At 47.4% G+C, this 11,801-nt stretch carries 7 protein-coding genes; 1 reads left to right on the top strand and 6 read right to left on the bottom strand.

The features are described 5' to 3' along the window. Window positions 1-2 precede the first annotated feature (2 nt). The 4 genes from GWR21_RS11050 to GWR21_RS11035 form a co-directional block, all read right to left on the bottom strand. The gene (locus GWR21_RS11050; RefSeq protein WP_162331804.1) at window positions 3-536 is read right to left on the bottom strand and encodes a DUF7935 family protein; all 534 of its coding nucleotides are present in this window, start codon (window positions 534-536) and stop codon (window positions 3-5) included. 117 nt (window positions 537-653) lie between these two features. After that, window positions 654-1,793, bottom strand: coding sequence for a pyridoxal phosphate-dependent aminotransferase (locus GWR21_RS11045; RefSeq protein ID WP_238430301.1), 1,140 nt, complete (start codon window positions 1,791-1,793; stop codon window positions 654-656). 249 nt (window positions 1,794-2,042) lie between these two features. Then, a complete protein-coding gene (locus GWR21_RS11040; RefSeq protein WP_162331802.1) occupies window positions 2,043-2,759 on the bottom strand; it encodes a DUF4397 domain-containing protein in 717 nt (238 codons plus the stop codon). A gap of 38 nt (window positions 2,760-2,797) precedes the next feature. Then, window positions 2,798-4,075 carry a serine hydrolase gene (locus GWR21_RS11035; RefSeq protein ID WP_162331801.1) on the bottom strand — a complete coding sequence of 426 codons (1,278 nt, stop codon included), beginning with the start codon at window positions 4,073-4,075 and terminating at the stop codon, window positions 2,798-2,800. A 155-nt stretch (window positions 4,076-4,230) separates the two neighbouring features. Between GWR21_RS11035 and secDF the strand changes: the two genes are divergently transcribed. Continuing rightward, a complete protein-coding gene (gene secDF / locus GWR21_RS11030) occupies window positions 4,231-7,395 on the top strand; it encodes a protein translocase subunit SecDF (protein WP_162331800.1) in 3,165 nt (1,054 codons plus the stop codon). A gap of 304 nt (window positions 7,396-7,699) precedes the next feature. Here secDF and GWR21_RS11025 read toward each other — a convergent pair whose 3' ends face one another. Both GWR21_RS11025 and GWR21_RS11020 read right to left on the bottom strand, forming a co-directional pair. Beyond that, entirely contained in the window at window positions 7,700-8,812 is a 1,113-nt protein-coding gene (locus tag GWR21_RS11025; RefSeq protein WP_162331799.1) for a glycoside hydrolase family 5 protein, read from the bottom strand. Between the two features lie 96 nt (window positions 8,813-8,908). Beyond that, window positions 8,909-11,788 (bottom strand): DEAD/DEAH box helicase, encoded by a 2,880-nt coding sequence (locus GWR21_RS11020; protein ID WP_162331798.1) that lies wholly within the window; start codon window positions 11,786-11,788, stop codon window positions 8,909-8,911. Window positions 11,789-11,801 lie beyond the last annotated feature (13 nt).

Below are 11,801 nucleotides of genomic sequence, written 5' to 3'. Positions count from 1 at the left end.
GGTTAGAATAACCGTTTAGCTTCTGCATTCAATATCTGTGAGGTCAGTTCGGAAGGAGATGTTTCCGCCTGCATTAATATTTCCAGTATTTGTTTATTCAGTTCCATTGCAGTCGCATCAGGAGGCAGTTGGCTGGCTACCTGGTTCACGAGTGTAATGGTCTGTTCTTTCAGTGTTTTAACCGCTTCCCAAGCAGTAGGAGATACATAGATCTGCTGCGCAATATTATGCTCAAATTCGGCCTTAATGGTCTGTATGAGGCCAACATGCATATCCGCAACGGTCAGTCCCGGCTGGAAGATACGGCTGATCATATTTTGCAGGTTCATACGTTCCACCAGTAATACCAGGCGTTCATAGGCCTGCAGCTGTAAAGGCAGTACAGATTTGTCTACCGGTGCTTTAGCGGCATCCGGGGCAGGAACGTGAGCGGCATCCTTTGGTTTACGGATCATGTCTTTTACCATTGTGTAAAGGATGAAAATGGCACCTGCGCCCAGCAGAATAAAGAGTAAAGTACGATTTGAGAAGTCCATTCGGATTGATTATTACGATGCAAATATATGGAAATGAATTAATATGCAAAGATCCTGTAAAAGAGAAAGCTCCGGCATCTGGCAGACACCGGAGCTTTCTCTTTCGTGAATATCTTATCAGCCCAGTTGAGCAAATCCCGCCTTCAGTCGTTTCATACCTTCTTCCAGTTTGGCCATGGAAGTAGCATAAGACAGACGGATACAGTTAGGTTGTTCAAATGCGGCACCTGTTACCGTTGATACATTCACCTTGTGCAGGAGATACATACACATATCGTCGGAATTGCTGATCACATTGCCTTCATAAGACTTGCCGAAGAAGGCGCTTACATCAGGGAACATATAGAATGCACCGTCCGGCTCGATCAGCTTCAGTCCCGGAATGCTGCTCAGTTGCTCAAATACGAAAGCGCGTCTTTTCCTGAACTCTGCCACCATATCATGTGCAGTGGTGAGGTCGCCATTGAGGGCGGCTACAGCTGCTTTCTGGGTAATAGAGCAGGTAGCGGACGTGAACTGGCTCTGGATGTTTTCAGCAGCTTTGGCCAGCGTTTTAGGCGCTACCAGGTAGCCGAGACGCCATCCGGTCATCGCAAAGCCCTTACTCAGACCATTGATAATGATGGTGCGTTCCTGCATACCCTCAAACTGGGCGATGCTTTCATGCTTACCAACATAGTTAATATATTCATAGATCTCATCCGCCATGATGTAGATCTGCGGGTGTTTAGCGAAAACGTCTGCCAGCGCTTTCAGTTCTTCTTTGCTGTACACGGAACCGGTAGGATTGCAGGGAGAAGAGAACATGAACAGCTTGGTTTTCGGCGTGATAGCCGCTTCCAGCTGTGCGGGAGTGATTTTATAATGATTTTCGATACTGCATGGTACGAACACGACTTCACCCTGGCAAAGTTTCACCAGTTCTGAGTAGGTCACCCAGTAAGGGGTAGGGATGATCACCTCATCACCCGGATTGATCACGCTCAATACCGTGTTGGCAATACTTTGTTTCGCACCTGTAGACACCACGATCTGATCGGGCGTATATTCCAGTCCGTTATCGCGTTTCAGCTTATGTACCACCGCCTGGCGCAGGTCAGGAATACCTGCTACCGGTGTATAGTGCGTAAAGCCTTCATCAATCGCTTTTTTAGCGGCCTCCCTGATATGGGCAGGTGTATCAAAGTCGGGTTCTCCTATACTCAGATCTACAATGTCTATACCCTGGGCTTTCAGCTCACGGCTTAATTTAGCCATCTTAATCGTTTGAGGCTCGGATATCCTCGACAGCCTTTCGGCGAGTTCCATTTGCTTCATAAACAATAACAGTTTTGTAGGGTTAACTGGGACAAACCTACAATAAATTTGCAAGTGTCCTAGCACAAAAAATGGAAAGGAGTGCCGGAGATGCGGGATGTACAATGAAACACCGCATTAAAGAAGCAGCCGGGGCCAACTTTAACAGTGGCCCCGGCTGACTATATGCGGATATACGTAAATATTGAATTAATAGAGGCTGTAAAGGTTATTTACCTGTAATTTTCTTACATCGGTAAATGATTTATCACCCCACATTACAATGGTGTATACTCTGTTGGCAGTGAATGTCTGGGTAGGGCTGGTGTTCTCTACGAGCACGGAATCAGTACCTGCCAGTTTCACTTTAATATTGTTGGAATACAGTGTATTCTTAGGTTGTTTGAAAGTAAAGCTCAAGCCGCCGTTACCTGCATAAACACGGTTACTGTCTACTTTCTGATTGTCCAGGTACAGGTCTACAGCGCCGATGTTAGGGCTCAGGTGGAAGAAACGGAAGTTCACCAGATTATCTTTTGCGGTGGTGAAATCGTCTTTTACAGCGATCATGCTTGGTGCAGTTGAATCACCGAAGGCGATGAGTGTATTGTAGGTCAGTGAATCATAACGTTCCGTTCTGCTCACGAAGTCACTGGTCTGGCCTACTTTTTTGAAAGCGAATGTGCGTAAGCCACCATAAATGATATAACCGGAATACAGGAAGCCAGTGTTGATAGGGTTCTGATTTACCTTTTGTCCCTGGTCATAGAAATCCATTGGGCTGGCAGTGAGGATACCATTGATGATGGCAACACCTGCCTGAGGTCTTGTAGGAGTAACGTTATCAGATTTCAGACAGGAACTGAATGCTGTCACAGCGGTCACAAGGGCGAGTACAGCCCACACACGGATTGTTTTAGTTGTCATTGTGCTATCTTTTAGTGCAATTGATTTTTATAAAAAGGTTATTCAATGCTGGTGTAATCAGACCTGAACTTTGACAGGTCCGGAAGATGTTTTCTGCTGCGTTGTAGTTCGTACTCATAGATGATCTCTCCCAATGCCTTTAGAAATGGTTTCCCTGTTTCTTCAAACTGATAATGTTCGTCGTTCAGTATTCCGTCCCTGTTTACATATATAGTGGCTGACAGCATAAATTCCACCTGGTTAGTGAAGTCCGCTATATAGGCTGCATCAGTCAGGAATCCATATGCCCAGCCGGGTTTATTGAAACTACGTATGTTCGCATCATATCTGTTTGGTTGTTGTCCCCCAAACAACAGGAATTTCACATAGTTGTGGTGGAATTCCGCAGTGTCGTAGTGGGGATAGGCCGATTCTTCCGGCTGTGCTGACATACAATAATATAAAAACCTGTAATCTTCCTCCTTTAAACGGAATCGTTTTGATTTTGTTACAGCTTCCGGAAAAATTATACTGCGCAGTATATTATGAAGGTCGGCCAGATAGAGGCGGTTCTTTTGAGAAGCATCCATTGGCATGTGGACCAGTTCGTTCCTATTATTATAATAGGCTTTCCCTATTCTGTCATGTCGCGGAGAAAAGTTCAGCTGACTGAATCCTGCCGGTTGCTGGTAGATGACCTGTCCGTTCCGGCGGAAGGTGATCCCGTTCGTATGCCGGTTCTGCCCGGGCGTAATACCTGTAACGCCCACCCGGTGCAGGATCTGTACATCCGGATAGCCATTTTCCCATAATCTTTTATTAAAAGTCTCCTGTCCGATAAATTCATATAAGCGATTAAATGCATCATTATCGCTAACTAATAGTATTTTTTTTATATATTGCCTGACAGCCGGCAGGCCGTCTGCCGCTGAACTGTCAGTCAGTACAGCCGGGGAGATACCCGGCAGACTGTCCGTGTACATGGGGGTATGACTGTCCAGTCCTGCGATGCGCAGGTCATTCAGCTTTTCCAGCGCCAGGGCGGTGGCAGGTAGTTTGACGGTAGAAGCGGGGTAGAAGTATTGTCCCGTATCTACATGGTAATAGTGATCTGTGAAGTGGGGACGATTGGCAGCATCCCTGTCTATGCTGGTATAAATGATCTGTAAACCAAAGGCCTTCGGGTCTTTGAATATGGGGCCCAGTCGGTCGGAATGGGACTGAAGGAATGTGCTGAAAAAAGAGTCTTCGGATTGATAATGCCTTGTTCCCATATTTTTGTTAGTATTGCAGGCTGCAAAGAAGAGCGACAACCAAAGAAAAATACCACGGCGCATAATTGAAGATTAATTTTGAAGAAAAAGTAAGGGTTTATTTAGCTGAGTATCAATTATTTCCACCTTTTTCCTTTTCTGCCTTTGATCGGCTTTAATATATCAATTTAAATTCTATCTTTGCAACTCTTAAAAAATTTTTATAAACCCGAAACAATATGCAACTTAAAGGACTGGTTAGATTTTTTGCCGGTGCATTGATCCTTATCTCTGTGTATTATTTGTCGTTTACGTTCCTGGTACGTAACTACGAGAAGAAGGTAGTTACTCAGGCGCTGAATGATGTGAGTAAATCTAATCCCACTGCGGAGCAGAAGTATCCTGGAAATAAAGAGCTGCAGGCTGTTTATCAGGATTCACTGTCTGAGCTGGTGAAAGAGAGAAGACAAAGGATTCTGGATAGTGCCAGCAACAAAGAAATAGCGGGTTTTCCTTGGTACGTAACCTATGACAAGGCCAAAGAAAAAGAGCTGAACCTGGGGCTTGACCTTCAGGGTGGTATGAACGTCGTGCTCGACGTGAGTGTGGAGGATGTGATCCGCGCATTGAGCGGTCAATCCCGTGACGCGGCTTTTAACAAAGCCCTGGATCTCGCTGTACAGCGTAAAAAGACCAGCCAGTCAGATTTCGTAACATTGTTCGGGCAGGCATATGAAGAGGTACAGCCAGGTGGCCGTCTCTCTGTAATATTTGCCAACGCTTATCAGAAAGACATCGACTTCAATACAAGTAACGCGAAAGTGCTGGATGTGATCCGCCGTGAGGCAAGCGCAGCCATCAAAAACACCTACCTGGTACTGCAGAAACGTATCGACAAATTTGGTGTGGCTTCTCCAAACATCAGCCTGGACGAAAACAAAGGTATCATCTCTGTAGAGCTGGCCGGTGTTGACAATCCAGAGCGTGTAAGGAAATACCTGCAGGCAAGTGCTAACCTGGAGTTCCGTGAAGTATATAAGAATGATGAGCAGTTCATCGCTGGTGTTATTCAGCCACTGAACGAAGCTATCAAAGCTGCAGTAGGTGTTACGCCTGCTAAAGCTGCAACTGATTCTACCAAAGCTGATTCTGCTGCTGTTGCTAAAGCTGCCGGCGATACTTCCACCGGTAGCCTCACTGCTATCCTGGACAAGAACGGTGCTAAATCCGGTAAGGCAGATTCTCTGAAGACTGACGCTGAGCGCAGAGCTGAACTGGCAAGAACTGAGCCTTTCTTCAGCATCTTCTTCCCAAGATATGATCCAAGACAGGGTGTTGCGTTCGGTCCTACCGTTGGTATGATCCAGCCTTCTGACACCGCTACCTTCAGACGTTATCTGGAAATCCCTTCAGTAAGGAACGTATTACCTAAAGACCTCGTATTCGTTTACGGTGCTGAAGACAAGGAAAATAAACATGCGCCACTGCCGGTTTACGCGATCAGAGTAAACCCTATCAACCCAGCTCCCCGTGTAGGTGGTGAGAGAGTGGTAGACGCTAAACAGGACTACGACCAGAGCGGCCGTCCGGAAATCTCCATGACTATGGACCCGGTGGGTGCCAAAGAATGGAAAAAACTGACTGGCGAACTGGCTCCCGCTGATCCTTCCAACCCAGCGACCCTGAACTATGTTGCCGTTGTACTGGATAACATCGTTTATTCCGCTCCATCCATCCAGGGTGAGATCTCAGGTGGTCGTTCTTCTATCTCCGGTAGCTTTACGCTGGAAGAAGCAAATGACCTGGCAAACATCCTGAAATCAGGTAAAATGCCAGCGCCTGCTAAAATCGTTCAGGAACAGATCGTCGGACCAACCCTGGGTGCTGAATCCATCGCTGCCGGTGCTAAATCATTCCTGATCTCCTTCGTTGTGATCTTTGTGCTGATGCTGGTATATTATAATACCGCTGGTTGGGTTGCCAACATTGCACTGATCCTCAACCTGCTGTTCACTTTCGGTATCCTCGCTTCACTCGGCGCTACGCTGACAATGCCTGGTATCGCTGGTCTGGTACTGACCATCGGTATGGCTGTGGATACGAACGTAATCATATTTGAACGTATTAAAGATGAACTCAGCCGCGGTAAGAGCTACCAGCAGGCAGTAGAAGATGGTTACAAACGCTCCTACGCTCCTGTACTGGATGGTCACATTACCTCCCTGCTGACTGCCATCATCCTGTTCTACTTCGGTCTTGGTCCGGTACTGGGCTTCGCTACCACTCAGATCCTCGGCTTGCTGCTGTCTCTGTTCTGTGGTATCATGATCTCCCGTATCGTTACTGACTGGTGGACTAACAAGAAAAGACACTTCGAGTACTTTACGCCAGTTTCCCGTAAAATATTCAAACACGCTGCTTTTGACTTCGTAGGTAAAAGAAAGTACGCTTACATCGTATCATTCGTCATGATCGCTTTAGGTGCATCTTCGTTCTTCCACGGTTTCCGTCACGGTGTGGACTTCGACGGTGGACGTAACTACACCATCCGCTTCGAACAGCCAATGAAAGCTGACGAAGTACGTGATGTGCTCGAGCACGAATTCGGTACTGAGCCATATGTGAAAACAATCGGTACCAGCAACCAGCTGAGCATCACTACCAACTACAAGATCGACGAACAAAGCAGTGCTGTTGATAAAGAAGTAGTTGAGAAAATGTACAATGGTCTGAAGAAGTTCTATGAACCAGGTCTGACCCTGGAAGCATTCTCTTCTCCAAGATTCATCGTTGCTTCCCAGACAGTATCTCCAACTATCTCTGACGACTTACGTGCAGGTGCCGTTAAAGCAACTGTACTGTCACTGATCGTAATCTTCCTGTACATCCTGCTGCGTTTCAGCAAATGGCAATATTCAATCGGTACTATCTTCTCCCTGTTGCATGACGTGATGGTAACCCTGGCTGTATTCTCTTACTGCCGCGATATCGTTCCGTTCGCACTGGAAGTTGACCAGCACTTCATCGCGGCGATCCTGACCGTTATCGGTTTCTCCATGAACGATACCGTGATCGTATTCGACCGTATCCGCGAATACTTCCGTACAGGAGTTATGAAGGGTGCGAGCAGAGACCAGGTCATCAACAAAGCGATCAACGATACGCTGAGCCGTACTGTGATGACTTCCCTGACAGTGTTCCTGACCATCCTGATCCTGTTCATCTTCGGTGGTGAAGTAACCCGCGGTTTCGCATTCGCAATGCTGATCGGTGTACTGACAGGTACTTATTCATCTATCTTCGTAGCTGCTCCGGTGCTGGTTGACTTCGATAAGAACAATCAGCTGATGAACGAGAGCGAAGCACTTCCTGTAAAAGAAGCTGCTGCTCCGGCTAGCAAATAAGCGTTTAACTAAAATGTTTGATATGAAGAGCCCTTCGGTTTAACCGAGGGGCTTTTTCTTTACTGGTGTCCCGCCTGATCAGCTGCCCACTTTAACCGCTCAGGATAAACCGGTGAATGCGCCGTTGTCATCGCTGCCAGTTGTAACAGAATGCCCTCGTTGCTGTTTCTTAATAGAGAAGAACTTACTCCTCAATGCAACCATATGCCCAACATAACATCCAGGTACAGATCGGGCAATAAAAAAGAGACCATCCGCCCAGTGACAAATGATCTCTTTTTTGAATAACATAAGGTAAGCCTGCCTATTCTTTTGTCAGCAGTTTGATGAGCTTATCATCCGGTTCTCCATCTTCCGTCAGGATACCAAAGCTGCCCTTATAATCCCATACGGTCCATGCGATATTGTTTTTCTCCAGATTCTTTTTTACATCCTTATACCAGCGGAGCCTGTCTTTACGGGGAACACTGCTCAGACAGCCCCATTCTCCGCAGTATAGCGGTAATTTTAGCTTCTGTGCCACCTTCACAGCCGTCATCATCTGCTGTTCGATCACGTCCGCATTATATTCCTCCGTACTACCTGCCAGCAGGTTCCGGATAGTAGCGGGTTGCTGGGCCACTTCCTTCGGGGAAATGGTCGGACCCGGATAATGTACCGGTCCGCTGAAGTCTCTCTGCGCCGTCCAGCTGGCTTTATAATGTGTGAAGAAAAACGGATTATAGTAGTGGAAGCTCAGGATGATCCTTTTATCGCCAGCAGGCACTTTCAGCAAAGGAAAGGTAGCGTAGGACTGATACCTGTTGCTACCGACAATGATCACCCGCTTTGGTTCCAGTTCCCTGATCAGGGAGACGCCCTGGGCCAGCAGGTCATTCCACTGTGAGGCACTGTCGGCAACCGGCTCATTCAGTAATTCATAAGCCACCAGATCGGTTGGGTACTTCTTTAGCTCCGCACTCAGCTCCCGCCAGCATTGCAGGAAACGTTCCTGGGAGGCGGATTCGTTCCACAACCGGTTCTTCTTTCCATCAAAATGATGGCTGCGAAGGATGTGCATATCCACGATTGCCCGCATATGATATTGTTTACACCATAGGATGGCCCTGTGGATCAGCTTAAAGGCGTCCTGGTATTTTTCATCTTTGTAATCCCACAACTCTGCTTCTTCTACAGGAATGCGGATATGATCAAATCCTTTCTCTGCCAGCAATGCCACGTCTTTTTCTGTGAAATAATCTGCCTGGGCTACACCCCGGCGGCCGCCTGACTGCGACAGCCAGTGACTAATATTCACTCCCCGCTGGATGTTGAATCCTTCGGGCATCTTTTGGGTCTGGGCAAACGCTGCGGTAGAGGGAATGACCAGCAGACTCACAATCAGTGTAATAACAGGTAGTTTGTAGATCTTTAACATGACACAAATATTCAAAAATTAGTCTATAAGGGCAAGCTTCCTCGCTCTGATCGTATAGATTGCCGTCAAACAGGCAATGTTGTCAGGTAAATAATATCAGCTAAACAGGAATGCCACGTCATCTTCTGTCAGTTTCTTCACAAAGCCGGTATCTTCACTGATCAGGTCATCCGCTATCATTTTCTTCCGTTCCTGTAGGGCCAGTATCTTTTCTTCCACGCTGTCTTTACAGATCATTTTGTAGGCAAAGACCTTATTCTGCTGACCGATACGGTGGGTACGGTCAATGGCCTGTTGCTCAGCCGCCGGGTTCCACCAGGGATCGACAAGGTATACATAGTCTGCGGCCGTGAGTGTCAGTCCGACGCCTCCTGCCTTCAGACTGATCAGGAATACCCTGACCTTCTCATCTGCCTGGAACTGTTGTACCAGCTGCTGCCGCGTCTCTGCTTTTGTACTGCCATCGAGGTAGAGGAAGGGTAGTCCTTCATTTTCCATAGACTTGGAGATCAGTTGCAGCATGCCGGTGAATTGTGAAAAGACCAGTACTTTATGGGCACCGGTGTTCTCACTGATCTCGCGCATCAGCTCATCCAGCTTGACAGATTCGGTGACATGTGCCTCCTGTTCCACCAGTTGCGGCGCATTACAGATCTGGCGGAGCCTTGTTAAACCTTCCAGTACATAGATCGTGCTGGCAGCCATCCCATCTTCATTGATCCGCTTCAGCAGCTTTTCCTTATACATGTCACGGGTGCGGTTGTAAGCCTTGCGCTGTTCTTCTCCCATCTCGCACCACATGATGATCTCTGTTTTATCTGGCAAATCCTGTGCTATTTGTTCTTTGGTACGTCGCAGCAGGAAAGGATAGATCAGTTTGCGCAGTCGCCCTGCCTTTTCTGCGTCCGCATATTTGTCGATCGGGAGCGCAAATTCAGATTTAAAAAACGACTGATTTCCGAGCAATCCAGGGTTTGCAAAGTTCATCTGTGCATACAGGTCCATGGTATTATTCTGAATAGGCGTACCGCTTAATATCAGCCGGTTACGGCATTGCAGTAGCTGTAATGCTCTGGTGGTCTGTGACGCCGGATTCTTTATAACCTGACTTTCATCCAGCACGACATATCCGAATACCTGGCTGTTAAAGATAGCCGTATCACTGCGTACAGTGCCATAACTGGTGATGACCAGCTGATATTGTTTCCAGTTGTTAGCCGAATATTGTCTGTTACTACCATGGTACACAGTGTAGCGCAGGCCCGGGGCAAATTTCTGCAATTCGCTTTCCCAGTTGTATATCAGTGACGTAGGGCAGACTACCAGGTGTGTTTCTCCGGGATATTTCTCACTAAGATGTTGCAGAAAGGTGATGGTCTGCAATGTTTTACCGAGACCCATATCATCGGCCAGGCATCCGCCCCAGCGCATCGCGTCCAGTAGGCACATCCATTCAAACCCACCCTGCTGATAGTTGCGGAGTTGTGCCTGAATAGCAGCAGGCACCGGGAATTGCCCGGATGGCTGGGCTTGTAGCCGTTTCAGTTTTTCCAGTGTCTGTGCCTGCGCAGGTGTTTCTCTGGCTTCCAGCATTTCCTGGGCGACGGTGAAATGAAGACGGGACAGTTTCAGTCTGTCTTTATTGACCTGTCCCAGTTTCCAGAGAAGGTCCTGTTTATGTAGCCATTCGTCCGGTATCACACCGATCGTACCGTCTTTCAGTAAGAGGTGTGGTTGCCGGTGTTGTAATGCTTTTTGAATATCGGTCAGTGCGACTGGCACATCGCCATAGCGCACATCAATTTCCAGGTCAAAAGTATCTTTATCATCACTGTGCCAGCGTACATCCATAACAGGTATACTGGTATTGTAGCGGAAGTGCTTCAGCTGGTCCATACCGTACACACCTATGTTGCGGTCAGTTAGTTTACGGTAACACTTTACCAGCCACTGACTTTTTTCGGCATCGGCGAACGGCAGGTAGAAATAGCCGTTCCGCTGCTGCGCAAAGCGGGGATGCAGACCACGGATGAAGGTGATCATTTCTTTCTCTGCTTCCATATCCCGCCTGATCTCGTATTGCACGTCCCCGGCGGTTTTCAGCACGATGGGATCTTTGCTGTCTTCGATATGGAAGTCGCCATATTGCCATTGTGGTGTGAGTACGAGGAACGATTTATTCAGTTCACTCAGCCATATATTACATGCGGGAGGAGTATCCAGTATTTCCTTTTGTAACAGGATGCTCTTATTGACCGTGTATTGGGTGCTTAATACAGGTAATACATCGGCAATGAACTGTTCTTCTTCCCCTGCCGGAATTTCTTTTATACCACCGGGGAATTGTTCCAGTGTGATAGCGGCAGCAGGAGGGAGGATGAACAATTCACCTTCCTTACGCAGCAGAAAACCGTAATGTTCGAAGTTGGTAAGTGGTTGTACCTGACCATTGATCGTTACAATGGCCACTACGCGTAAAGCGCCGGTAGCGGAGCGTTTCAGCTCGAAGGAAAGCAGGGGAGGGAAATTATTGACAGTAGCCGGACGGGTATTTTTCATCAGCATACTGTCGTCGGTGATCATGGTATACCAGGGCAATACGGGCGTCAGTGGCCGCAATTGCTGAAGTGTGTGATAGAGGTATTGCTGCATACCTTCATGCACATACTGCTGCTGTGTGAGCGATCTCACCGGATGATCGCGGAATTTCTCTTTCAGCTGCAGTTCTTTATATACCATGGATTCCTGCGTACAGGGTTGCAGCAGATGCTGCACACCAGCAGGTAGTGTATTGAAAATAGCGAGTGATTTTTTATCATTAAGCGGTACCCGCTGACAGGTACGTCCGCTTACATCTTCTTTGAGCATACCTGCGCTGATCTTCACCGGTTCAGGGTGATTGGACTGCAGTTCGAGCAGCAGCACAGGGGTGACTTTATTTTTATTGTTACTGCCTTGTGTAATGGTTTTACCCATGTAATAGAATGGT

The organism is Chitinophaga agri, from assembly GCF_010093065.1.
GTDB lineage: Bacteria > Bacteroidota > Bacteroidia > Chitinophagales > Chitinophagaceae > Chitinophaga > Chitinophaga agri.
This window is presented reverse-complemented; position numbering and strand designations above follow the sequence as displayed.

Coding starts and splice junctions, on each gene's coding strand:
- GWR21_RS11050 (WP_162331804.1), bottom strand. CDS start 536: ATGGACTTCTCAAATCGTACTTTACTCTTTATTCTGCTGGGCGCAGGT.
- GWR21_RS11045 (WP_238430301.1), bottom strand. CDS start 1,793: ATGGCTAAATTAAGCCGTGAGCTGAAAGCCCAGGGTATAGACATTGTA.
- GWR21_RS11040 (WP_162331802.1), bottom strand. CDS start 2,759: ATGACAACTAAAACAATCCGTGTGTGGGCTGTACTCGCCCTTGTGACC.
- GWR21_RS11035 (WP_162331801.1), bottom strand. CDS start 4,075: ATGCGCCGTGGTATTTTTCTTTGGTTGTCGCTCTTCTTTGCAGCCTGC.
- secDF (WP_162331800.1), top strand. CDS start 4,231: ATGCAACTTAAAGGACTGGTTAGATTTTTTGCCGGTGCATTGATCCTT.
- GWR21_RS11025 (WP_162331799.1), bottom strand. CDS start 8,812: ATGTTAAAGATCTACAAACTACCTGTTATTACACTGATTGTGAGTCTG.
- GWR21_RS11020 (WP_162331798.1), bottom strand. CDS start 11,788: ATGGGTAAAACCATTACACAAGGCAGTAACAATAAAAATAAAGTCACC.